Here is a 24,019-nt window from a genome sequence, read left to right on the forward strand (position 1 = left end):
GACTTGAACGTGGTGCATGAGGCATGGCGCACGGATGGGTTCACCGATCCGGGGCAGACGAGCGACAATGTCCGAGTCGTCGAGGGGCGCACATGTTCGATGGATTCGATCTGGAGCAGCGCGCGGGGGCTGGGGCCCGACTTCGCGTGCGCCACGGCGGCAGCGGCCCGGCGGTGCTGTTGTTGCACGGCCATCCACGCACTCACGCGACGTGGCATCGCGTCGCACCGCACCTCGTTGCCGCCGGGCACACGGTGGTCTGCCCCGACCTGCGAGGCTATGGCCAGTCGTCGAAACCAGCCACCGATGGAGAGCACCGCCCGTACTCCAAACGCGCCATGGCAGAGGACTGTTCGGCGTTGATGCGGGGCCTGGGGCATGAGCGGTTCGCCGTGGTCGGCCACGACCGGGGCGCGTACGTAGCCACCCGTCTCGCCCTGGACCACCCGGACATGGTCTCAGCCCTCACCGTGCTCGACGCCGTCCCCATCGGCGAGGCACTGCGACGCTGCGACGCGAATTTCGCCGCGAGTTGGTGGCACTGGTTCTTTCTGGGGCAGACCGACAAACCAGCTGAACGGCTCATCAACGCCGACCCCGACGCCTGGTACAAGGCCACTCCCGAACAGATGGGTGCCGAGGCGTATGAGGACTATCGGCGTGCCATTCACGACCCGGCCACCGTGCACGCCATGTGCGAGGACTATCGAGCCGGTCTGGGCGTCGACCGGGAGCACGATGACGCCGACCAGCAGACCGGCCGACGCATCGGCTGTCCGCTACAGGTGCTGTGGGCCACCCGTGATGACATGTGCGACCTGTATGGCGACGTGCTGGACGTGTGGCGCGACTGGGCGGGCGGTCGGCTGGACGGCGGCCCGATCGAGTCCGGCCACCACATTGCCGAAGAAGCGCCCGAAGCACTCGTGAGCGCATTGCGCGAGTTCTGGCGGACCACGGGCGACTGATGGCCGCGACCTGCGCGCTCTCCGACGTCCGACGGCGGCCAAACCCCGTACACGTCGCGATAGTTCGCATACGAGATATCGCCTGCGGATGCTGCACCGTGCTTGTTCGTCTAAGCTTATAAGGGCGCCTCGAAGAGAATGGTCTAGAGGCGTGCAGCATGCACCGCTTTACCTTGGTCGCGCAATTCTCTAATGCGCGTGAGGTAAAGGAAATCCAAGCGCTGAGTTTCCACGGCCGGCAGTGCGCGCGGTAAACGTGCGGCCATTACGTGGGAAAACCCGGCGTTCTATGATGGAAGAGGTAGAGGCATGGCTTCCACCGAATTCACGGATCAGGACGTGGCTGAAGCTCTGGACGTTGAGGCGGCTCTCGATCCGGTTGAGGCCGACGGTTCCTACCGCGACAGCCGCGAATGCGCGGCACTGGCTCTGACGGGCGGAACGATCTCCCTGCTGTTGTCACCTCCGACGCCTCGGCCGAAGAAGGCCTGACGGGGGCTCGTATGGAGGAGTCAGGCACTACGACGCCTCTGGCGGGCGCGGTGCAGGGCCTCACGTCGGAACTGGTCTCCGCTCTTCGGGGCGGGGGCCGATTCCGGTTGGCCGACAGCGTGACCGGGTCCGACGCGGTGACCGCGGACGGCCTCGCTCTCGCCGCCGTGCGGGTGGTGGGCGCTGATGCCGTTCTGCCGGGCGTCCTGCGCCGCGCGCCGTTGGAACCCGCCGACCTCGCCGTGTTCGGCAAGGCGGTGCGAGCCTATCCACCGCCCGCTGACGCTTCTCCCACGTCGGTGTGGAGCCACTGGGCCATGCAACGAACTCTGGCGGAGCTTGACGCGTCCTTCGACGGCGTGCCGGGACATGGGACGGAGCCCCGTGCGGCCTGGCTCGAGGACGCCCCGTGGCAGGTGCTGACCCATCAACTCGCCGTGCTGGCACCCCTCGCGGTGCCCGGCACCGACTGCGCGGTAGCCCGGGTGGCCCGTGCTCGGCCCGTGGATGTCGCCCGGGGCTTCGTGCGTGCGGTCCGCCGCCGCGACTGGCTGCAGGCCGCGGGAGCAGGCCGCTGGCTGGTCCTGCTCGACGGTGTGCCGCGAACGCTCGGTCTTGAGGCGGGACTTGAGTTCGTGGCGCAGATGGGGGTCGCGGACCCCCGCGTGGTGCTGCAGGTGGAGGCGGCGCAGCTGATGCGGGCCGGAGTGCCGGGGTGAGGGCGCGCGATGTCCGGGGGGTGGCCGAGGCGGCGCTGGCCTGGGTGTCCGAGCACCGCGACGATTTCGCGCTCGGGGAGGACGCGCTGGCCGAGTGCGGCAACGTGAATTTCACCTGGAAGCCGCTGGGGGAACTGGCGCATGTGTGCGTCACCGTCGGCCGGCACACCGAACCGTCCGCGCCGCTGCATCTGAGGGCGTGTGATCTGCTGGACTTCGCCTGGCGGCAGGCCGGGCAGGGCGACCTCCTGTGCCAGTTGCAGCGCCTTGAGCCCTTCGCGACGTACCCGTTGGAGATCTACGCGGCGTTCGCCTCGGCAGGGCTGCGCCACGACGGCTTCGAGAAGGCCGCCGCGACGGTGACCCGCACCCGCTCCTGGCAGGTGACCGAGCAGCAGCCCAACCGGCGCCTGGGCATCCTCAACTCCGAGCGCCACAGCGGCATGTGGCAGCACCAGGGCATGGAGCGGGCGCTTGAGCGCACCTGGCTCGGCGGCCTGCCGGAGCCCTGGACGTTCGAGGGGGACGCCGGCTACACGCTCACCCATGTGATCTTCCACCTCACCGACTGGGGCGCGGCCCCGCACGACGTTCCCCCGCAGGTCGCCGACTACCTGTCGCAGTGGCTTCCGCCGTGGCTGGACACCTGCCTGGAGGATGAGCGGTGGGATTTGAGCTGTGAGCTGCTGGCCGTGGCCGGCAGCCTGCCCGGCCCGCCCGACCGCACGATGCTGCGAGACGCCTGGGAACGACTCGCCCGAGCGCAGGGCGCCTCCGGAGCCGTTCCGGAGGTCGGCTCCGGGCGGGACGGCCGGGCGCCCGCGGACGACTTCCTCGGCTGCTACCACTCGACGCTGATGACAGCGTTCGCCGCCGTACTGACCGCCGACGCACTGCACGAGGACGCCGGCGCCGCCGCTGTGGCGGCCGGGAAGGCCCCCGCCTTCGCGCATCCGGGGCATCCGGGGCATCCGGGGCCCGAGCATCCTGGGCAGCCGAAGCATCAGGTGCAGGACGGGCAGAGGGGACGAGGAGTGTCGAGATGACCAGCACCCGCCTCATCCACACCGTCGGGAGCCGCGCCCTGGAGTGGCTGCACACCCACCGTGACGGGTTTCGACTGGAGCCGGACGTCGACCCGGAAGTGGGCTTCCTGGAGCGCTTCAAACCCATCGGCGAACTGGCCCTCATCTGCGCGGTGCTGTTCCGTGAAGGGGTGGCCGGCTCCCGGCAGGCGCAGCTGGCACGGCAACTGCTCGACCATGCCTGGCGCAACGCGCTGGACGGCGGCCGGATGCTGGTGCGCGGCCAGCACATCGAGCCCCTCTCCCCCATCCCCTTCGAGGTCTACCTCCCCTTCAAGGAGCTGGGTTACAGCCATCCCGCCTTCGAGCAGATCGTCCAGCTCAACCAGCGGCTGGAAAGTTTCGCCGCCCGCGAGATGCCACCCGTACGCCGCCTCGGGCTCTCCGCGTTCCAACGCCGCTTCGGGCTCGATCCCAGCCCGCCGGAGGCCGAGGTCATCGGCCGGACGTGGCTGGGGCGTACCCCCGAACCCTGGACCGTGGAAGGGCACACCGCCTACGACATCACCCACACCGTCTTCCACCTCACCGACTGGGGCAAGGACCCCGACAACATCCCCGCTCCCCTCGCCGAGTACCTCGCCACCTGGCTGCCGGCCTGGCTGGACGACTGGCTCGACCTGGAGCGCTGGGACCTGCTGGGCGAACTCCTCGTCGTCGACGCCTGCCTGCCCCGCCCGACCCTGGACGAGCGAGCCTGGGAGGGTTTCGCCGCGGCCCAGCAGCCCGACGGGGCCATGCCCGCCGTACGCACCATCCCCCAGGGCGAGCCCGACGAACTCTTCGACCTCATCTACCACCCCACACTCGTCGCCGCCTTCGCCTCCGTCCTGGCCACCTCCCGCGCCCTGGCCCAGCTCACACACCCCGCACCCACATGACACGCCTACACGACCCCTGGCCGGGCGAACCGCACAGCACCACCGAAGGCGAACCTCCACCCCGCCACCTCCCGGCACCCGCACAAGCGGACGCGGACGCGGGCGCCGACGCCGACGCCGAGACGGTGCGCCTGCTGGATGACGCGATCGCCGCGGTCGGGGCGCCCGATGTTGTCTTCGCGCTGTCACGCGACGGCCGGCGCACGGTGCGCCGCGGTGGAACCGCGCCGCCGCCACCCGTCCCCCGCGACGAGCTGCGTTACGAGATCGGCTCGGCCTCCAAGACGTTCACCGGCCTGCTGCTGGCCCACCTGACGCAGACCGGCGTCCTCTCCGCGGGCGAGCCCGCCCTGGCCCTCCTCGCCCCCGCCAAGGACCCCGGCCCAGATCCCCCCACCCTCGCCCACCTGATCACCCACACCTCCGGCCTGCCCGCCCTGCCCGCCGACTTCTACGTGCGGGCCCTGCCCACCTGGCGCACCAACCCCTACGCCGGTTATCAGGACCAGCACGTCATCGACGCCTTTCTGCGCCGCCGCCCGCCACGGCGGCCCGGCACCCGCTGGCACTACTCCAACTTCGGTGCCGCCGTGCTCGGTCACGCCCTGGCCGCCGCCACCGCCACCCCCTGGGACGACCTGCTCACCAGGCAGGTGCTGCGGCCCCTGCGGCTGAACGGCACCGCCCTGCGCCCCGCCGGGCCTGACACGGACGCCACCGGTCACCGCAAGGACAGCGTCACGCCGACGCCCCCACTGACCATCGGCGGATTCCAGGCAGCCGGCGCGGTCCGGGCCACCCCGCACGACCTGCTGACGTTCCTCGAAGCCCATCTGGACCCCGCGGGCCACACCCTGGCCGCGGCCCTGCGGGCGGTGGGCCGCCCGGTCCTGCGGCGCGGCCGGGGGCACCGGCAGACGCACACCATGTCCTGGTTCCAACACCCCACCGAACACGGCCCCCTCAACTTCCACTGCGGAGCCACCCTCGGCCAGCAAGCCTTCCTGGGCTACAGGCCCGACACCGCAACGGCCCTGGCCGCCGTCTGCACCCGCCGCTACCGCGCCCGCGAAACCTTCGTCACCACCGCGTACACCCTGCTCGCACACACCTGAGACACCGGGCAGGGCGGGCCGGACGGTCCGTCAGACGCGCTGCCACAGGGCCGGGGTGCGGGCGGGCTGCCACACGCCCTGCGCCTGATGCGACTGCAGGCAGACATAGGTGACACCGTCGTAGGTCACCCGCACCCCGGTCTCATAGACCTTGCCCGCACCCCAACTGCCCGAGGCCTCCTGCGTACTGGGATCGCGCTGGGCGGGGGCGGCCTTCAGCGTGAGCCCGAACTCGTTGAGCAGCGGGTTCAACGGCTGATGGAAAGTGACCCCGCCGCTCTTGCAGTCCCCGCTGCCCCCGGAAGTCACACCCTGGGCCTGGGTGCCGGAGAGGTACGAGCCGCCCGAATCCCCCGGCTCCGCACACACCGTGGTACGGGTCACCCCCTTGATGACCCCCTCCGCGTAGGTCACGCTGGTGCCGTGCTGCTCGATGGTCCCGCAGTGCCAGCCGGTGGTGGAACCCGACCGGCAGACCGCCGCGCCCACCAGCGCCTGCACCGAACCGGCGATCTGCACATCTGCCGTCCCCGCACCCTTCACCCGGGGCGTGGCGGTCCACTGGCTGTTCACGCTGACCCAGGACATGTCCTTGCCGGGAAAGACCGACGCCTCGAAGGCACCCTGGGCCACCTTGTTGAAGCCGGTGGTCTTGGCGCCCGGCTTGCCGCAGTGCCCGGCGCTGGCGAACCCCTGCTGGGCGCCCTTGGTCACCGAGAACCCCACCGAACAACGAGCTTTCTCGTCGATGTAGTACGCGTCGCCCCCGCGGACGTCGTGCAGCGCGCGCGGACGGTCGACCGACACCCTCACGTCCACGAGCCGCCGGTCGACCCCGGCCGCCGCGAGCAGCTTGTCGGCGGCCCCGCTGCTCGTCGCCTGCACCGTCGCCTTGTTGGCCCGCACGTCGACATACCGCACCGGCGTCTCCAGGCCCCCGCCCACCCCGGCGGCGGCATCCAGCTTCGCCGTGAGGGCCTCCAACTCCCCCAGACCATGCTTGACGACCTTGGCCCGCGCCCCCTCCGCCTTGATCGCAGCCACATCCGCGGCATCCGTGGTCGCCACCACCAGGCGGGCGGAGGTCGTGCCCTGCACCCAAGCGCCCGCGAAGTCCTTGCCCAGCGCGTTCTGGAGCCGCCCCGCCCGCGTCCCCGCCTCCGCCTCGTTCACCAGCCGCTCACGGGCCTGCCCACCCGACAGCCCCAGATCACGCTGCAGCGCCCTCAGCAAAGTCACCGACGGCTTGTCAGCTCCCAGCGTCTGCGCAGCCGATGGTGCCGCCGGCGCCCCGGAGGGCTGCGGCGCCGGTACAGGCGGAGTCGGAGTCGGAGCGGCGGGAGTCGGAGCGGACGGTACGACAGCAGCAGCCACCGGCAACCCCGTCAACGCGAACGCACCCAGCACGCTCACCACGAGCCAGGCGAGCCGGGCAGGCCGGACGGGTTGGCCGGGTCGGTCGGCACGTCTGTCAACCATGGGTGACTCCTCATCCTCGGAAGATCCGGTTCGGCGGTGGGGGAGACAAAGAAGACGCCGAAACCTAGCCTTTTCCGACACCCACTCAGAAAATTCCCCAGCGCCCCCAGTTCGGCGCAACGGACCACACCAACGACCCACCCGGCCCAACCTGGTCCCCAGGTAATCGATCAGGATTCGAGAAGCGCCGGTCACCGGCTCGCGCTTAGCGTGAGTTCCATGACTTCCATCGAGTGCATCACCCTTGAGGTGGCCGACCCCACGGCCGCCGAGCGCTTCTACACGGACGCCTTCGGCCTGGGCAAGCAGGTACGGCTGCGGGGCTCGGAGGCGGTGGCGGCCGGGTTCCGCGGGTTCACGGTGTCGCTCGTGGTCTCGCAGCCATCGATCGTCGACGGCCTGTTCGGCGCCGCACTGAACGCCGGGGCCACGGAGATCAAGCCCGCCAAGAAGTCCCTGTGGGGCTACGGCGGTGTCGTACAGGCCCCTGACGGGACGGTCTGGCAGCTCGCGAGCTCGTCGAAGAAGGACACCGGCCCGGACAGCCGGCAGATCGACGAGATCGTTCTTCTGCTGGGCGTCTCCGACATGGCCGCGACGAAGCGGTTCTATGTCGACCGCGGCCTCACCGTCGCGAAGAGCTTCGGCAGCAAGTACGTCGAGTTCGACGGCTCGGGGGGTCGCGTCAAGTTGTCGCTGTACGGGCGTCGCGGGCTTGCCAAGGTCGCGGGTGTCCCGGCGGAGGGCAGCGGGTCGCACCGGCTCACGATCGGCGGCGACGCCGGTGCCTTCACCGACCCGGACGGATTCAGGTGGGAGCCCGCGGCATGAGGGCCGCCGCAGTCAGTCGCTGTGCAGCGCCGCCCGCAGTTCCTCGTCGGCGGACGGCTTCGCCGTCCTGCCCTCCGACCGAGCGGACGTGGTGTCGATGACGACCTCGTGCACGGTCCCCCGCCAGGGAAACGGGGGCCGGTAGTACCCCGGATCGACCGAAAGACCCCGGTCGTGGCCGATGCACAGCCCCGCGCCCCCGTGCTGGAAGGTGTAGGGAAACGGGCCCCCGAGCGGGGCGGTCGCGACATCCCGGCCGTCCACGCGGAGGCTGAAGCTCCCGTCGCCTCCATTGCCCCCGCTCCGGTTTCCCGCGTCGAACCGCACGCCCATCCGGTGCCGGCCCGCGATGAGCCGCTCGTTCGCCACCAGCCGGTCCAGGTCCCCGGCGCGGGAGCAGGCGAAGGTGAGGCGGCCCTCCTGGGCGTACAGGACGAAACCGCCGTTGAGGTCGCCGAGCGCGCACAGCACCCCGGCGGCCGGCGTGCCGCCCAGAACCTCGGCGTCGGCCGTCAGCGTGAATCCGCCGAAGAGCAGGGGCAGCGCCTCGTCGTGGACAGGGGCGCCGCCCGGGGCGTACGACGCGCTGGCGGGCGGCGGCCAGGCGGGCGGGATCATCGCGGTGAGGCGTTCCTGCATGCGGTCGTCCAGGGGCAGCACGTGGTTGCGTGCGGCCTCCTCGTCCCACAGCGCGGCCAGCTTCCGTACGACGTCGGGGTGCTCGGCTGCCACATCGCGCGCCTCCGCGAAGTCGTCCGTGAGCCGGAACAGCGACCAGCGGTCCGCCGCGAAGTCACGGCTGCCGGGCAGGAGCCGTTCCTCGTCCGCGACGCCGGATGAGACGTGGTCGGTGGTCGCCTTCCACTCGCCGTGCACGAGTGAGCGGGATCCCAGCATCTCGAAGTACTGGGTCCGGCCTGGCAGTTGAGTGTGCGGATCGTCGAAGACCGGCAGCAGGCTGCGGCCGTCGACCGGCTGCTGGGGCACACCGTCGACCTCCGTGGGTGCCTGGACCCCGCACGCGTCGAGGATCGTCGGCATGAGGTCGACCGCGTGCGCGAACCCGGAACGGATGGCGCCCGCGTCCTGGACGCGGCGCGGCCAGTGGGCGATGAGCGGGGCGCGGGTGCCGCCGAGCCAGGTGTAGCGCTTCCACAGCCGCAGCGGGGTGTTGCCCGCCCAGGCCCAGCCCCAGGCGTAGTGCGGATAGGTCGCGGGGCCTCCCCAGTCGTCGAGCGCGGCGAGGTTGCGGGCGGTGCTGTCGCCCGAACGGGCCGTGAAGCGGTGTTCGTTGAGGGTGCCGGTGCTGCCGCCCTCAGCGCTGGCCCCGTTGTCGGAGAGGACCAGGACGAGGGTGTTGTCGAGGCGTCCGGTGCGGCGCAGGAAGTCGGTCAGGCGGCCGATCTGGGCATCGGTGTGGGTGAGGAATCCGGCGAACACCTCCTGCATCCGCGCGAAGACCCGCCGCTCGTCCCCGGTCAGCTCCCGCCAGTCCTGGATCCAGGGCGGGCGGGGCGAGAGCTCCGTGCTCTTCGGTACGACGCCGATGGCGGTCTGCCGGGCGAACGTCTCCTCGCGCCACTGCTCCCAGCCGTGGTCGTACCGGCCCCGACAGGGATCGCTCCAGGCGCGGGGCACGTGGTGCGGGGCGTGCGTCGCGCCGAGCGGGAAGTAGAGGAAGTACGGCTTGTCGGGGGTGGCGTGTTTCTGGTCGAGGATCATGCGGATCGCCGCGTCGGCCAGGTCCTCGCTGAGGTGATAGCCGTCGTCGGGGCCCGCCGGGGGCTCGGTGTAGTGGTTGTCGCGCACCAGGTGCGGGGCGTAGTGGTTGGTGTCGCCCTGCAGGAATCCGTAGAAGCGCTCGAAGCCGTAGCCGAGCGGCCAGCGGTCGAAGGGTCCCGAAGCGGTGCGCTCCCAGCGGGGGGTGAGGTGCCACTTGCCGACGGCGAGCGTGGAGTAGCCCGCGTCGCGCAGCACGCGGGGCAGCGGCGCGGCGGACTTCGGCAGGCGCGCGGTGTAGCCGGGGTGGGCGATCGGCAGGTCGACGAGGAAGCCCATGCCGACGGCGTGGTGGTTGCGCCCCGTCAGCACACTGGCGCGGGTCGGGGAGCACATCGCGGTGACGTGGAAGCGGTTGAGACGCAGCCCGTCGGCGGCGAGGCGGTCCAGGTGCGGAGTGGCCATGTCGGAGCCGTAGCAGCTGAGTTGGGCGAAGCCCAGGTCGTCGAGGACGATGACGACGACGTCCGGGGCGCTCGGGGCGGGGCGTGGATCGCCCGGGTGGAAGGGGTCGGGCATCGGTCGGGCCTCCGGTTGACTAGGAGTGGGGCCAGGGCTCCAGCAGGGCGCTCGTCGCGGGGTGTACGGGTGCCGTGAGGACCGCGACCGCGGCGTCGACGAGGTTCGCGAGGAGCAGGTCCGTGCGGACTCCCGGACGGGCCGTGCCGTGCTGCAGGGCCCGTTCGTGATCGGCGAGGGTGTGCAGGGTGAGCCCGACGAAGACGCGCCACCGGTCGGCGCGGACCGGGCCTGGGAGCTCGGCGAGGCAGGCGTCGATGCGGGCGTACAGGTCGTGCAGCGCACGGGTCCAGGTCTCGGCGGCCAGGTCGTACGGCGCGATGTCCTCGACGTACAGGGCCTGTGCGACGAAGCGGAGGAAGTAGCTGGGCGGTGCGGGCGGGTCGGGCGGTGTGCCAGGCTGGGCCGCCGCCCCGGTGATCCGGTCGGCCATGGGCCGTACGAACACCTCGACGAGGCCACGCAGTTCCTTGCCGCGCCCTTCCGCGTCGAGCACGGCCAAGCGGTCGAGTTGGCCTTCGTTGGTCGGCCCGAGCCGGTGTGCGTACACGGCCGTGACCAGGCCGCGTTTGTCCCCGAAGTGGTAGGCGACGGCCGAGGTGTTGCGCTGGTCGGCCGCCGCGGCGATCTCGCGCAGCGACACCGCGTGGATGCCGCGTTCGGCGAACAGCCGCTCCGCGGTCTCGATGAGCCGGACCCGGGTGCGGGCGGGGTTCCGGCGGGGATCGGTCACGTCGGCCAGTGTGTGACCCTTGCCCCTTCAACGCAAGTGCGTTAGAACCTGAACTCCCGGTATGAGCAGGCTGTTTGAGTCGACGAGCGGCGGTGCGACCCGAGCCATGCCCTCTCCCCCTCCCGCCTCTTCACCCCGCGGTACGCCACTGCCTGATGACCTCTCCCCGGCCTCGTACGCCCTCCTGCTCGTGCCGCTCGTCCTGCTCACAGAGGTCACCGCACTCGAACTCACCTTGATCTACCCGGTGTTGCCGCTGATGTCCGACGCCTTCGACACCCCCTCCATCGGCTGGACACTGACCGTGGTGAGCCTGACGGGCGTGGTGGCGCAGCCGCTGCTCGGGCGGGTCGCCGACGCCATCGGCAAGAAGCGGATGATCCTGTACGCGGCCGGGTGCTTCGCCGTCGGTTCGCTGATCTGCGCGCTCGCGTCCTCCTACCCCGTGCTGCTCGCGGGCCGTGCCGTACAGGGCACCTGCCTGGTGATGGCCCCGGCGGCGTACGGCCTGATCCGCGACATCTTCCCGGCGCGGGTGGTCCCGGTGGCGCTCGGCGCGGTCACCACGGGCATCGGCCTGAGCGCGATCATCGGCCCGCTGACCGGCGGCGCGCTGGGCCAGGCCTTCGGCTACCGCGCGGTGTTCTGGTTCGCCCTCGCCTACGTCGTCGTCCTCACGCCCTGGTTCGCGCGGGCCCTGCCCGAGTCCCCGCTCCGCCGGCCACCGACCGGCCGGCACGGCGTCGACGCGGCGGGCGGCCTGCTCCTGGGCACGGGAGCGGGCGGGCTTTTGCTGTTCGTGGGTCAGGGCGGCGCCTGGGGCTGGGCATCGGCGCCCACTCTGGCCGCCCTGGGCTGCTCGTTCCTTCTGCTCGCGGGCTTCGTACGACGTGAACTGCGCACCCCGGACCCGCTGATCGACCTGCGGCTCCTGACGGGGCCCGCGCTGCGCTGGACGCTGACCGCGGCGTTCGCCGGGGCCTTCGCGATCGGCGGGACGGCCTTCGCCATGCCGATGCTGGTCCAGACGCCGACGTCGCTCGGCTACGGCTTCGGGATGAGCATCGTCGGCGCGGCGGTGTTCCTGGTACCGCAGGGTCTCATCGGCGCGGCATGCGGACCACTCGGCGGACTCCTCGCCCGGCGCCGCGGCCCCCGCCACACGCTCCTGCTCGCCCTCGCGGGCCTGACCGGCGCGACGCTCACCCTGGCGCTGTTGCACACCGCGCTGTGGCAACTCCTCCTCGCCGCACTGTTCATGGGCCTGGGCTTCGGCTGCTTCTTCGTCGGCGTCTCCAATCTGGTCGTGGAGGCGGTACCGCCCGACCGCACGGCGGTGGGCGCGGGCCTGATGGGCGTGGCCAACAACCTCGGCCAGGCCACGGGGGTGACGCTCCTGGGCGCGATCCTCGCCCAGTATGTGGTGGACGACTCGGACGAGGACCGGATCCTGTACGCGGAGACCGGCTACGCGCTCGCGCTCGGTCTCGCCGCGGCGGTCGCCTTCGCGGGACTCATGGTGGCGGCGGCGATGCGACACGGTCGCACTCCGGCTTCGGGTGGCCTGCTGCGGCTCGCGGGAGCGGCGCGGGAGGACGCGGGACAGGCAGCGGAAGAATCGGCGGAACAAGAAGTCGGACACGAAGGGGAACAACAAGGCGTCCCGCCCCGTCGTGGACCGACGGAGCGGGACCGGAGAAGCCCGCGGTGAGCCACACGCCTACGCCACCGCCACCGCCACCGCCTCGGCCTTTTCCCCCTTTTTCCCCTTCTCCTCCTTCTCCGCCTTCCCCGCGAACTGGGTGCGGTACAGCTCCGCGTACCGGCCGTCCACCGCGAGCAGTTCCTCGTGCGTCCCGCGCTCCACGATCCGCCCGGCCTCGACGACGAGGATCTGGTCGGCGGACCGCACCGTCGAGAGCCGGTGCGCGATGACGATCGCGGTGCGGCCCTCCAGAGCCTCGGCGAGAGCCTCCTGCACCGCGGCCTCCGAGGTGTTGTCGAGGTGCGCGGTGGCCTCGTCGAGGATGACCACCCGCTGCTGGGCGAGCAGCAGCCGGGCGATGGTCATCCGCTGGCGCTCGCCGCCGGAGAGGCGGTAGCCGCGCTCGCCGACCACGGTGTCGAGGCCGTCGGGCAGGGAGCGCACGAGGTCTTCGAGGCGGGCCCTGCGCAGGACGTCCCACAGGTCGTCCTCAGTGGCCTCGGGGCGGGCGAGCAGCAGGTTGGCGCGGACCGACTCGTGGAAGAGGTGGCCGTCCTGGGTGACCATGCCGAGGGTCCGGCGCATGGACACCGCGGAGAGGTCGCGGACGTCGACCCCGCCGATGCGGACGGCCCCGCCGTCCGTGTCGTAAAGCCGGGGAAGCAGTTGCGCGATCGTCGACTTGCCCGCGCCCGACGAACCGACGAGTGCCACGGTCTGGCCCGGCTCGGCGCGGAAGGAGAGGCCGTGCAGGACCTCGTCGCCGCCCCGGGTGTCGAGGGACGCGACCTCTTCGAGGGAGGCCAGGGAGACCTTGTCGGCGGCCGGGTAGCCGAAGCGGACATCGTCGAACTCGACCGCCACCGGGCCCGACGGGACCTCACGTGCGTCCGGCTTCTCGTCGATCAGCGGCTTCAGGTCGAGGACCTCGAAGACGCGCTCGAAGCTGACGAGTGCGCTCATCACCTCGACTCGCGCTCCCGCCAGGGAGGTCAGCGGCGCGTAGAGGCGGGTCAGGAGCATGGCGAGGGACACGATCGCGCCCGTTTCCAGGGCGCCGTTCAGGGCGAAGTAGCCGCCGAGGCCGTAGACGAGGGCCAGGGCGAGCGCCGAGACCAGGGTGAGCGCGGTGATGAACGTGGACTGCGCCATGGCCGTGCGGACACCGATGTCCCGCACCCGGCCGGCCCGCGTGGCGAACTCCTGCGACTCGGCGCCCGGTCGGCCGAAGAGCTTGATGAGCGTGGCACCCGGGGCGGAGAAGCGCTCGGTCATGCGCGTACCCATCGCCGCGTTGTGGTGCGCGGCCTCGCGCTGGAGCTTCGCCATCCGGGAGCCCATGCGGCGCGCGGGCACGATGAAGACGGGGAGCAGGACAAGGGCGAGGAGCGTGATCTCCCAGGAGAGTCTCAGCATCATGGCCAGGGTCAGGAGCAGCATGACCACATTGCCGACGACGCCGGAGAGCGTGTTGCTGAACGCGCGCTGGGCGCCGATCACGTCGTTGTTGAGGCGGCTGACGAGCGCCCCGGTGCGGGTGCGGGTGAAGAAGGCGACGGGCATCCGCTGTACGTGGTCGAAGACGGCCGTCCGCAGGTCGAGGATGAGTCCCTCCCCCAGGTTCGCCGAGAGCCAGCGGCTCAGCAGGCCGAAGCCTGCCTCGGCGACGGCGATGGCGGCGATGAGCAGGGCGTACCGGACGACGAGCGACGACTCCCCGTCCGAGATGATCGTGTCCACGACGCTGCCCGCAAGCAGGGGGGTCGCCACCGCGAGCGAGGCGGTGATGATGCTCAGGAGAACGAAGTAGACGATGCGGCGTTTGTGCGGGCGGGCGAAGGTTCCGATGCGGCGCAAGGTGGCGCGGGCGAAGGGACGGCGGTCCTGCTCGGCGTTCATGACGCTGTGCAGCTGGGTCCAGGCTGTCGTTTCCATGCTCATGAGAAGAACGTAGAACCTCAAGCTTCCTTTAGGTCAAGCATCGGGGAGCAGGACACCGAAACGAGACCCCCGCGCGTCCCCGCGTCATCCCTTGACCCGCATGTAACAGGAACGTACTTTCGCTTCAACTCTTGTGGCCATCACAGAGTTTGTCGACTTCCTGATGCTAGAAGGCGAACACATGCGAGAGCTACGAAGGCGTACTCTGCTGTCCGCGATCGGCGGCTCAGCCGTCGCGGGGGGCGGCTTCACCGCCGCGGGGACGGGGACCGCCCAGGCCGCGGCGCAGCGCCCGAGCCCCACGAGCCCCCTCGACCCGAGGATCCAGCAACTGCTCGACCGTATGACTGTCGAAGAGAAGCTGGGGCAGCTGCAGCAGCTCCCCTGGGCCGTCAGCACGGGCCCCGGCGGCAGCGAGACCAAGGACGTCGAGGACGCGGCGCGTGCCGGACGGCTCGGTTCGGTTCTGAACATCTTCGGCGCCAAGAGCAGCAACGCCCTGCAGCGCATCGCGGTGGAGGAGTCCCGGCTCGGCATTCCGCTGCTCTTCGGACTCGACGTCATCCATGGTCTGTGGACCACGTTCCCGATCCCCCTCGCCCAGGCGTCGAGCTTCGACCCGGAGGTCACCAGGCGGGACGCCGAGGTGTCGGCGAGGGAGTCCCGCTCGAACGGTGTGCACTGGACGTTCTCGCCGATGATGGACGTCACGCACGAGCCGCGCTGGGGCCGGTTCGCCGAGGGCTGCGGCGAGGACCCGTACCTCACGACGGCGTTCGCGGTGGCCAAGGTGGAGGGCTACCAAGGCGAGAAGGACGGGAAGAGTGAGCGGGGCGAGAACGGTTCGGGGCTCCACGCCAAGGACCGCGTCGCCGCCTGCGCCAAGCACTTCGTCGCGTACGGCGGGGCGGAGGGTGGCCGGGACTACAACACGGTCGACGTGTCGGAGTCGCGGCTTCGCAACCACTATCTGCCGCCGTTCAAGGCCGCGTTGGACGCGGGCGTGGCCACGGTGATGGCCTCCTTCAACACCGTCAGCGGCGTCCCGGCCCACGGCAACTCCCACATGCTGACCGACGTGCTGAGCAAGGAGTGGGGCTTCGACGGCTTCGTCGTCAGCGACTGGAACGGCGTCGACGAACTCGTCGCGCACGGCTTCGCCGAGGACGGCGCCGACGCGGCCCGCCTCGCGCTGAACGCCGGCGTCGACATGGAGATGGCGAGCACGGACCTCGCCAAACACGGCAAGAAGCTGCTGAGCAGCGGCAGGATCAGCGGGCACCGGCTCGACGAAGCGGTCGCGCGCATCCTGCGCCTGAAGTTCGCGCTCGGCCTCTTCGATCATCCGTACGTCGACGAGGACGACGCGATCGACAAGCCGTCCGCCGATGCCCGCGAGGCCGCCCGCGAGACCGCCGCCCGCTCCATGGTGCTCCTGAAGAACGACGGCAAGGCGCTTCCGCTCAAGAAGTCCACCGGGTCGATCGCGGTCGTGGGGCCGTTCGGCGACTCCGACGACCTGCTCGGCACGTGGACGTTCCCCGGCGCGGCGAAGAACTTCCCCTCGGGGAAGATCCTCGCGGCGGTGAAGGCCGCCGCCCCGCGGGCGAAGGTGACGTACGCGAAGGGCGTGGACCCCGAGGGCGAGGACACCAGCGGCATCCCGGCGGCGGTCTCCGCGGCCAGGAAGGCGGATATCACCGTCGTCGTGGTCGGCGAGCCCCCGGCGATGAGCGGCGAGGCGGCGGCGCGCGGCGACATCAGTCTGCCGGGCGGGCAGGAGAAGCTGATCGAGGCGGTCGCGGCAACGGGCAAGCCGTTCGTGGTGGTCCTGGTCAACGGGCGTCCGCTGACCGTCGGCGGCTGGCTGAAGTCGGCGCCCGCCGTCCTCGAAGCCTGGCACCCGGGACTCGAGGCGGGACACGCGATCGCCGACGTGCTGTTCGGCGAGGTCAATCCGGGCGGCAAGCTGCCCGTCTCGTTCCCGCGGACGGTCGGGCAGATCCCCGTCCACTACAACCACGAGTCGACGGGCCGCCCGTACAACGCGGGCAACAAATACACGTCGAAGTACCTCGACCTGCCCCCGACCCCGCAGTTCGCCTTCGGCCACGGGCTCTCCTACACGTCCTTCGAGATCGGCGAGCCGAAGCTGAGCCGCGACCGCGTGCCGGCGCGGGCGCTGCGCGAGGGCGACACCCTGGAGGTGTCGGTCACCGTCCGCAACACGGGCGAGCGCACGGGCGACGAGGTCGTCCAGCTGTACGTTCACGACATCGCGGCGAGCATCGCGCAGCCGGTGCGCAAGCTGCGCGGGTTCCGCAGGGTGACGCTGAAGGCCGGCAAGTCGAAGACCGTCCGCTTCCAGCTCGGCGCCGAGGACTTCGGGTTCTGGACGAACGCGGAGAACGGTGAGTTCCGTGTCGAGGAGGGGGCGGTGGACGTCTACGTCGGCAACAGCTCCGAGGCCGAGGCGAAGAAGAGGCTGACGATCACGTAGCGGCCGTTCTTGTCGTGACGGGTGGGCCGGGACCCGTGGTGGAGCCCGGCCCTCGCGGCTCAGCCGAGTTCGAGCGTGGTCACGCCGAAGACGCGCTCCTTCGCCAACTCCCTTACCGGGCCGGTGTACATACGGGCGGTCGGGAAAGTGGGCTTCATGCCGCGCGTCTCGGCGAGGGCCACGGCATGCGGCTGGGTCTCGGGGACATCGATGACGACGGGTGCGCCGTCCGCCTCCGCCGTCAGCGCGTCGAAGAGCTCCTCCGCGTCGGCGCGCGTGTCCGCGAACAGGGGCCCGACCCGCAGGGCGCCCCGGGCCGCGCGGAGCACGCCGTATCCGGTGACGCGGCCGTCGACGATCCGGGCGAGTGCGCGGTGCCCCGGAGCGGTCAACCAGGACTCCAGGAAACGCGGGCGGTCGGCCGGGTAGCTCGCGGCGTCGTACGCGGTGATCGCCCGCAGGCCCGCGGCCTCGACCGGCAGGACCCGCGCGCCTCTCGGGACGCCGCCGGGAACGGGGCCGACGTACCGGATCGTGCGGTGGGCGAGTTCGAAGCCCGAACGGCGGTAGTTGTCCTGCTGGGCGACCACGCCGTCGAGGCCGACAGTGCGCTTCCCGGCGTGGGCGAGCGCCGTCCGCCAAGTGGCGAGGCCGTGGCCGCGGCCCCGCAGGTCCGGGCGGACGAGGTAGAAGCCCAGGAAGGCGTACACCTCGCTGTAGTTCACGACCGAGATCGCGGAGACCGGCTCGCCATCCACGCGGCCGATGAAGAAGCCGTCGGGGTCCTGCGCGAAGAAGGACGGGGCGTCGCGCAGGCCCGGGTTCCAGCCCTCGTCCGCCGCCCACCCGCTGACGACCTGCCAGTCGTCGAGCGTCGCCCGCGAGATGGTGAGCCGCCCAGGGGCCGAATCTGTCATCGCTGCACCCTTCGTACGGCGGCCGATCTCACCGGCCGCACCAAAACCATCCTGCCCGACTCCCCATCCCGCTACCCGAGCCATAAGCGCTGCTTTCAGGGGTGCTTGGATCCGGTATTGGGATGGTTTGAGCCTGATATCTGCTGTGGAGGGATTTCTCGGCAGCGCGCTGGAAGGGTGGCCCGGGGGCGCGAGGCAGACGGTCGGTTCATTTCCGGCCTTTTATCAAATAGAGCTGAAAAAGCGGTACTTGCGGTCATGGAACAACGAGAAGACGATCGGCGCCGATGCCATCACGGCAGCAATGCCATCTCGGCAGCCAAGAACGACCGTCCTTCCAGGAGGTTCCAGTGAACGACCGGCTCGCACTCGGTCCGGATGCCGCACGGCAACTGGCGACAACCACCAAGACCACTCCGCAGATGCGCGGCATCACCCCGCGCTATCTGCTGCGCGCCCTGCCCTGGGTCGACGTCGAGTCGGGCATCTACCGGGTGAACCGGCGCAGGACGTTCGTGCTCGGCGACGACCGCATCACCACGTACGAGGAGAGCGGCTCGCAGCGCGTCGTACCCGGTGACTTACGCGAGATCCCCTACCTCCGTGACGCCGACGACGCGCTGCTCGCGGAGCTGGCCGGCGCCTTCACCGAGGTCACCTTCGAGGCCGGGCAGGTCCTCGCCCAGGAGGGCGACCCCGCCGACCGGCTGTGGGTGATCGTGCGGGGCAGGGCCGAGAAGCGGGTGACCGGGCGGTATGGCGAGGACGCGCTGCTCGAAGTCATCGGCGACGGCCAGTTCTTCGACCTCGGCGCGTGGACCCGGGCCGAGGAGATGGCCTACCGCGTCAAGGCGCTCACCCCGGGCGTGGCGCTCTGCGCGGACCGCGGCGCGCTGGCGCGGACAGCCGACCGGGACGAGGCGCTGGGCGGTGCGATCACGGCCTACTGCGACGCGGACGCCATGGCGCCCGGTGCCGAGGTGCCGGTGGATCTGACCGCGGGGCACGTCGGGGAACCGGATCTGCCGGGGACGTTCGTCGACTACGAGGACGCGCCCCGCGAGTACCACATGACGCTCGCGCAGACGGTGCTCCGCGTCCACACGCGGGTCGCCGACCTCTACAACGGGCCCATCGACCAGACCCGCGCGCAGTCCAACCTCACCATCGCGGCGCTGCGGGAACGGCAGGAGTCCTCGCTCCTGAACCACCCGGAGCACGGCCTGTTCCACAACGTCTCCGCCGGGCAGCGGGTCCAGGCACGCACCGGCGCCCCCACCCCCGACGACCTGGACGAGCTCCTGACGCGGGTATGGAAGCAGCCCGGCTTCTTCCTGGCCCACCCCAGGGCGATCGCCGCCTTCGGCCGTGAATGTACGCGGCGTGGCGTGCCCCCCGTGACGGACAACCGCTACGGCAGCCCGCTCCTCACCTGGCGCGGTGTTCCGCTGCTCCCGTCGGACAAGGTGCGGTTCTCGGGCGGCATGGGCGCCGGAGTCGGCACCACCGAGATTCTGCTGATGCGGACGGGCGAGGCCGAGCAGGGGGTGGTGGGGCTGCGTCCCGCGGGCGTCGCGGACGAGGTCGAACCGGGCCTGTCCATGCGGAACATGGGCGTCGACAAGAAGGGCATCACGTCGTACCTGATGACGGCGTACTTCAACACCGCTGTCCTGGTCGAGGACGCCATCGCCGTCCTGCAGAACGTCGAGGTGTCCAACTACCATGACTACTCCTGACGTTACGGAGCGCGGATCTGCAGTACCGGGACTTCCGGGGCTTCCCGGGCTTCCCGGGCTCCCGGGCGGGACGAGCCGGCCTGCCCCCTTGCCCGCCACCCCCGGCGCGGGCGCCCTCCCGCAGCTCCAACCCCCGGAATTCTCCCCCGAGTCGGCCCGCCAGGACATCCCGATCCTGCACCGCACCGTCAACGACCACCCGTTGGTCTGGCTCGACAACGGCGCCACCACACAGAAGCCCCGCCAGGTCATCGAGGCGCTCGGCGCCTACTACGGCGCCGCGAACTCCAACATCCACCGGGGCGCCCACACCATGGCGCGCGAGGCGACCCGGATGTACGAGGCGGGGCGGTCGGCGGTCGCGGGATTCCTCGGCGCGGGGTCGCCGGACGACATCGTCTTCGTACGCGGCACGACCGAGGCCGTCAACCTCGTCGCCCAGAGCTGGGGGCGGGCCAACCTCGGGCCCGGGGACGACATTCTGGTGGCGGTCCTGGAGCACCACTCCGACATCGTGCCCTGGCAGTTGATCGCCAAGGAGACCCGGGCGCGCGTCGTCCCGATCCCCCTCACCCCCGAGGGCGCGATCGACCAGGACGCGTACGCCGACCTCCTCTCCTCCCGCACCCAGCTCGTCGCCGTCAGCCACGCGTCGAACGTCCTCGGCACCGTCCCGCCGGTGAAGGAGATGACGGCCCTAGCCCACCGCTACGGCGCCAAGGTCCTGGTGGACGGGGCGCAGGCCGTCGCGCACTTCCCGGTCGACGTACAGGACCTGGACGCCGACTTCTACGCCTTCTCGGGGCACAAGCTCTTCGCCCCGACCGGCATCGGCGCGCTCTACGCGAAGCCGGAGATCCTGGAGGCCATGCGGCCGTGGCAGGGCGGCGGCAACATGATCGAGTCCGTCGATTTCACGCGGACCACGTTCGCGCCGGTCCCGCACCGCCTGGAAGCAGGCACGGGCCACATCTCGGGCGTGGTCGGCCTCCTTGCCGCGCTGAACTGGTTCACGTCCTTCGACCGCAACGCCGTCGCCGCGTACGAGACCTCGCTCATGACGTACGCGCGACAGGCCCTGGCCACGGTGCCCGGCCTGGAGGTCCTGGGGTCGGCGCCCGAGCGGATCGCGGTCCTCACGTTCACCCTCGCGGGCCATGACCCGGCAGGCATCGCGGACTGGCTCGACCACGACGGGATCGCCATCCGTGCGGGCCACCACTGCGCCCAGCCCGCGCTCGCCCACTACGGCCTGGAGTCCGCCGCCCGCGCCTCACTCGCCCTCTACAACACGTCCGAGGAGGTGGATCAACTGGTGGCGTCCTTGCGGCAGCTTCAGGAGGCGTCGACGACGGCAGGCTGACGGCCGAGAAGGCGTCAGGGGTCCCGTTTCCCGTGGGGCGTGGTCGGATAGGCGTACATCAGCTGAGCTTCGGGAGGCCAGGATGTTCGTCCCGTTCGGGGCCCTTGATTTTCTGGACCGCGCCACGGCCGTATACGGGGAACGGGTCGGCATCGTCGACGAGCCCGACCAGCCGGCCGAGCCCTGGGAAGGGCTCACCTATCGGCGCGTGGGTGAGCTGGCGCGGGCCCAGGCCGCCGGTCTCGACGCGCTCGGGGTGCCGCACGGCGCACGGGTCGCGGTGGTCTCGCCCAACAGCGCGCGGCTGCTGACGTCGTTCTTCGGCGTCAGCGGCCACGGCCGGGTTCTCGTGCCGGTCAACTTCCGCCTCTCGCCCGACGAAGTGAGCTACATCGTCGCGCAGTCAGGGGCGAGCGTCCTGCTGGTCGACCCCGCGCTGGAGGACCGCCTCTCGGAGGTGACCTGCAAGCACCGCTTCACGCTCGGGGCGCGGGCCGACGCGGAGTTGTACCGGTTCGACACCGAGCCCGAGCCCTGGGAGCACGACGAGAACGCGACCGCGACCATCAACTTCACCAGCGGAACGACCGCGCGCCCCAAGGGCGTTCAGATCACACACCGCAACATCTGGGTGAACGCCCTGACGTTCGCGCTGCACGCCGGGGTCACGGACCGGGACGTCTATCTGCACACCCTGCCGATGTTCCACGCGAACGGCTGGGGCATGCCCTTCGCGATGGCAGGCATGGGTGCACGCCAGATCGTGCTGCGCAAGGTGGACGGCGCGGAGATCCTGCGCCGGGTGGCCGAGCACGGGGTCACGGTGATGTGCGCGGCGCCCGCCGTGGTCAACGCGGTCCTTGCCGCCGCGCGGTCGTGGGAGGGGGAGATCCCGGGGCGGGACCGGGTGCGCATCATCGTGGCGGGAGCCCCGCCGCCCACCAGGACCATCGAACAGGTCGAGTCCGAGCTCGGCTGGGAGTTCATCCAGATCTACGGGCTCACCGAGACCTCACCCCTGCTCACCATCAACCGCGCCCGCGCCGAGTGGGACGGCCTCACCTCGCAGCGGCGCGCGGAGAAGCTGGTCCGGGCCGGGGCGCCCGCGCTCGGCGTGACGCTGCGCACGTCGGACGAGGGCGAGGTGCTCGCCCGCTCGAACGTGATCCTCCAGGGGTACTGGGAGCAGCCGGAAGAGACGGCTCAGGCGCTGGAAGGCGGCTGGTTCCACACCGGCGACGGCGGGTCGATCGGCGCGGACGGCCATCTGACCATCAGTGACCGCAAGAAGGACGTCATCATCACCGGCGGTGAGAACGTGTCCTCGATCGAGGTGGAGGACGTGCTGTTCAGCCATGCCGCGGTCGCCGAGGTCGCGGTCATCGGGGTGCCGGACGAGAAGTGGGGCGAGACCGTCAAGGCGCTGGTCGTGCTGGCCCCCGGCGCGCGGGCCACGGAGGAGGAGCTCATCCGGCACTGCAAGGAGAACCTCGCCGGGTTCAAGGCGCCGACCTCGGTGGAGTTCCGCGGAGAACTGGCCCGCACGGCTACCGGAAAGCTCCAGAAGTACAAGCTGCGGGGACCTTACTGGGAAGGGCGCGAGCGGGGCGCCAACTGACCGGACGCCCTACCGGAAGCGCTGCCGAAAGCATTACCAGTCGGCGCTCGTGTGCGTTTCGCAGAGCTCGAAGACGGCCTCACCGGTCTCCGGATCGGACCCGGCCACGGGCCGCACGCGCGCGCCGACCCACACGAGGTGCGGCGAGGCACCCACAACTCGGCAGCGGAACACGAACCCTTCCGGAAAGCGGACGAGGGATTCGTTGCGCGCGGTCCCCGTGTAGCGGTTGACCACGCTGGACTGGACGACGACACCTTCGCCGTCGCTGTGCTCGGGCGCCAGATCACTGGACGCGCACACCGGACACAGCATGCGCCGGAACGACGCGGTGCCGCACCATCGGCAGCGCTGGTAGATCATGCCGGTTCGCTCGTGCGCTGTCGGCGCGATGCTCAATTCCTGCTGGGACACGTCTCGACCCCCTGCATTGGACCTGCACTCGGCTCGGATGTCGGCTCGGACGCGCCGCGCTCGGCGTCGACGCATCCGCACCATATGGCACTGAGTGCCAGCAGGTAAAGGTACTGAGTGCTACTCAGTCGGATTCCTGGCCGAGGGCGGACTCGACGCGCTGCACCACGCGCCACATGGGGGCGCGCTTCGAGACCACCATGACGACAACCTCTTCATGGGCGTCGTCCGCTGCGTCTGCGCTGGTGGCGCCGCTCCCCCACCCTTCCCGCACGAGTCCGAGCGCATGGTCCACCGCCGCCTCCGCGTCGCCCTCACCGCCCGAACGCAGCCAGGAGCGCAGGGCGTTGTTGTGTGCGGCGACCACGGCGGCGGCGATCACCTCGGCGCGCAGGGAGCCGTCCTCCGCGTCGGCGTAACGGCCGCGGAGGTAGCCGGCCATGGTGCGTTCATAGCGGCGCACCACGGAGAGTTCGTACGTACGGAGGCCGGGGACCTCCTGCGTGAGGCGGTAGCGCTGCACGGAGAACTCGGGATTCGTGGCGTACATGCGCAGCACGATCCGGGCCGCGTCGCACACGGCGTCCACGGGATCGACACCGTCGGCCTCTTCGAGGAAAGCCGTCATATCGGCGAGGCAGCTCTCGTGGTCGGGGAAGACCGCGTCCTCTTTGGACGGGAAGTACCGGAAGAAGGAGCGGCGCCCGACGCCGGCCCGCGCCACGATGTCGTCCACCGTGGTCTGCTCGAAGCCCCGCTCCAGGAACAGCTGGAACGCCGCCTTGGCGAGCACCTCTCGCATGGGGGCCTTCTTCGCTGGTCCGCGCGCCTCAGTCATGCGGGGAACGTAGCATCGAGAAGGCCCGTCTGGCACTACGTACCTTTACAGGGGGTACTGAGTGCCATACCGTCGTCATAACGAACCACACCAGGTAGGAGAGCCGGCGTGAGCTTGAGGATCGTTGTCACCGTGAAGTACGTGCCTGACGCCACCGGCGACCGGCACTTCGCCGATGACCTGACCGTTGACCGGGATGACGTCGATGGCCTGCTGTCGGAGCTGGATGAGTACGCGGTCGAGCAGGCGTTGCAGATCGCGGATGAGGCGGATGACGCGGAGATCACTGTGCTGACGGTGGGTCCGGAGGATGCCAAGGACGCGTTGCGCAAGGCGCTGTCGATGGGTGCGGACAAGGCGGTCCACGTCGAGGACGACGATCT

Annotated in this window: 20 protein-coding genes; 13 read left to right on the forward strand and 7 right to left on the reverse strand. The window is 70.6% G+C overall.

The features are described 5' to 3' along the window. Window positions 1–92 precede the first annotated feature (92 nt). From ACZ5WE_RS24830 to ACZ5WE_RS24855, 6 genes are all read left to right on the forward strand, one after another. Window positions 93–968, forward strand: a complete 876-nt coding sequence (locus ACZ5WE_RS24830; RefSeq protein WP_467692293.1) for an alpha/beta fold hydrolase — start codon at window positions 93–95, stop codon at window positions 966–968. A 309-nt stretch (window positions 969–1,277) separates the two neighbouring features. Next, complete coding sequence (locus ACZ5WE_RS24835) at window positions 1,278–1,460, forward strand: hypothetical protein (RefSeq protein WP_467692295.1); 183 nt, start codon at window positions 1,278–1,280, stop codon at window positions 1,458–1,460. A gap of 11 nt (window positions 1,461–1,471) precedes the next feature. Further along, a complete protein-coding gene (locus tag ACZ5WE_RS24840) occupies window positions 1,472–2,179 on the forward strand; it encodes a hypothetical protein (protein ID WP_467692297.1) in 708 nt (235 codons plus the stop codon). Continuing rightward, entirely contained in the window at window positions 2,176–3,225 is a 1,050-nt protein-coding gene (locus tag ACZ5WE_RS24845; protein WP_467692299.1) for a DUF6895 family protein, read from the forward strand. The genes ACZ5WE_RS24840 and ACZ5WE_RS24845 overlap by 4 nt, the downstream gene beginning before the upstream one ends. Continuing rightward, window positions 3,222–4,145, forward strand: a complete 924-nt coding sequence (locus ACZ5WE_RS24850; protein ID WP_467692301.1) for a DUF6895 family protein — start codon at window positions 3,222–3,224, stop codon at window positions 4,143–4,145. The genes ACZ5WE_RS24845 and ACZ5WE_RS24850 overlap by 4 nt, the downstream gene beginning before the upstream one ends. After that, a complete protein-coding gene (locus ACZ5WE_RS24855; RefSeq protein WP_467692303.1) occupies window positions 4,142–5,260 on the forward strand; it encodes a serine hydrolase domain-containing protein in 1,119 nt (372 codons plus the stop codon). Before ACZ5WE_RS24850 ends, ACZ5WE_RS24855 begins: the two co-directional genes overlap by 4 nt. A 30-nt stretch (window positions 5,261–5,290) precedes the next feature. On the opposite strand, the gene ACZ5WE_RS24860 is transcribed toward ACZ5WE_RS24855, so the two are convergent. After that, on the reverse strand, window positions 5,291–6,739 hold the full coding sequence (locus ACZ5WE_RS24860) for a carbohydrate-binding protein (RefSeq protein ID WP_467692304.1): 1,449 nt from the start codon (window positions 6,737–6,739) through the stop codon (window positions 5,291–5,293). A 219-nt stretch (window positions 6,740–6,958) separates the two neighbouring features. On the opposite strand from ACZ5WE_RS24860, the gene ACZ5WE_RS24865 reads away from it, so the two are divergent. Further along, window positions 6,959–7,570: a glyoxalase gene (locus tag ACZ5WE_RS24865; RefSeq protein ID WP_467692306.1), complete on the forward strand. Its 612-nt coding sequence runs from the start codon at window positions 6,959–6,961 to the stop codon at window positions 7,568–7,570. Between the two features lie 12 nt (window positions 7,571–7,582). On the opposite strand, the gene ACZ5WE_RS24870 is transcribed toward ACZ5WE_RS24865, so the two are convergent. Both ACZ5WE_RS24870 and ACZ5WE_RS24875 read right to left on the reverse strand, forming a co-directional pair. After that, window positions 7,583–9,868 (reverse strand): arylsulfatase, encoded by a 2,286-nt coding sequence (locus ACZ5WE_RS24870; protein WP_467692308.1) that lies wholly within the window; start codon window positions 9,866–9,868, stop codon window positions 7,583–7,585. Window positions 9,869–9,887: 19 nt separating this feature from the next. Then, complete coding sequence (locus ACZ5WE_RS24875; RefSeq protein ID WP_467692310.1) at window positions 9,888–10,601, reverse strand: TetR/AcrR family transcriptional regulator; 714 nt, start codon at window positions 10,599–10,601, stop codon at window positions 9,888–9,890. Between the two features lie 61 nt (window positions 10,602–10,662). Between ACZ5WE_RS24875 and ACZ5WE_RS24880 the strand changes: the two genes are divergently transcribed. Next, window positions 10,663–12,312, forward strand: a complete 1,650-nt coding sequence (locus ACZ5WE_RS24880; RefSeq protein WP_467692311.1) for an MFS transporter — start codon at window positions 10,663–10,665, stop codon at window positions 12,310–12,312. Window positions 12,313–12,321: 9 nt separating this feature from the next. Here ACZ5WE_RS24880 and ACZ5WE_RS24885 read toward each other — a convergent pair whose 3' ends face one another. Further along, window positions 12,322–14,241, reverse strand: coding sequence for an ABC transporter ATP-binding protein (locus ACZ5WE_RS24885; RefSeq protein WP_467692360.1), 1,920 nt, complete (start codon window positions 14,239–14,241; stop codon window positions 12,322–12,324). A 349-nt stretch (window positions 14,242–14,590) separates the two neighbouring features. Between ACZ5WE_RS24885 and ACZ5WE_RS24890 the strand changes: the two genes are divergently transcribed. Continuing rightward, window positions 14,591–16,747: a glycoside hydrolase family 3 N-terminal domain-containing protein gene (locus tag ACZ5WE_RS24890; protein ID WP_467692362.1), complete on the forward strand. Its 2,157-nt coding sequence runs from the start codon at window positions 14,591–14,593 to the stop codon at window positions 16,745–16,747. Window positions 16,748–16,806: 59 nt separating this feature from the next. Here the strand turns inward: ACZ5WE_RS24890 and ACZ5WE_RS24895 are convergent, their stop codons facing one another. Beyond that, window positions 16,807–17,664 carry a GNAT family N-acetyltransferase gene (locus tag ACZ5WE_RS24895; protein WP_467692313.1) on the reverse strand — a complete coding sequence of 286 codons (858 nt, stop codon included), beginning with the start codon at window positions 17,662–17,664 and terminating at the stop codon, window positions 16,807–16,809. Between the two features lie 350 nt (window positions 17,665–18,014). Between ACZ5WE_RS24895 and ACZ5WE_RS24900 the strand changes: the two genes are divergently transcribed. The 3 genes from ACZ5WE_RS24900 to ACZ5WE_RS24910 all read left to right on the forward strand — a co-directional run bounded on the left by ACZ5WE_RS24900 (window position 18,015) and on the right by ACZ5WE_RS24910 (window position 22,384). Further along, window positions 18,015–19,403 (forward strand): family 2B encapsulin nanocompartment shell protein, encoded by a 1,389-nt coding sequence (locus ACZ5WE_RS24900; protein ID WP_467692314.1) that lies wholly within the window; start codon window positions 18,015–18,017, stop codon window positions 19,401–19,403. A gap of 88 nt (window positions 19,404–19,491) precedes the next feature. Next, entirely contained in the window at window positions 19,492–20,766 is a 1,275-nt protein-coding gene (locus ACZ5WE_RS24905) for a SufS family cysteine desulfurase (RefSeq protein ID WP_467692316.1), read from the forward strand. Window positions 20,767–20,848: 82 nt separating this feature from the next. Beyond that, window positions 20,849–22,384, forward strand: coding sequence for an AMP-binding protein (locus ACZ5WE_RS24910; protein ID WP_467692318.1), 1,536 nt, complete (start codon window positions 20,849–20,851; stop codon window positions 22,382–22,384). Between the two features lie 33 nt (window positions 22,385–22,417). Here ACZ5WE_RS24910 and ACZ5WE_RS24915 read toward each other — a convergent pair whose 3' ends face one another. Both ACZ5WE_RS24915 and ACZ5WE_RS24920 read right to left on the reverse strand, forming a co-directional pair. Continuing rightward, window positions 22,418–22,798, reverse strand: a complete 381-nt coding sequence (locus ACZ5WE_RS24915) for a Zn-ribbon domain-containing OB-fold protein (RefSeq protein WP_467692320.1) — start codon at window positions 22,796–22,798, stop codon at window positions 22,418–22,420. Between the two features lie 124 nt (window positions 22,799–22,922). Further along, window positions 22,923–23,636, reverse strand: coding sequence for a TetR family transcriptional regulator (locus ACZ5WE_RS24920; RefSeq protein WP_467692322.1), 714 nt, complete (start codon window positions 23,634–23,636; stop codon window positions 22,923–22,925). A 108-nt stretch (window positions 23,637–23,744) separates the two neighbouring features. Here ACZ5WE_RS24920 and ACZ5WE_RS24925 point away from each other — a divergent pair. After that, on the forward strand, window positions 23,745–24,019 hold a 275-nt coding region (locus ACZ5WE_RS24925; protein ID WP_467692324.1), incomplete at its 3' end, for an electron transfer flavoprotein subunit beta/FixA family protein.

The sequence above is a fragment of the Streptomyces sp. NPDC033180 genome (genome assembly GCF_055577645.1).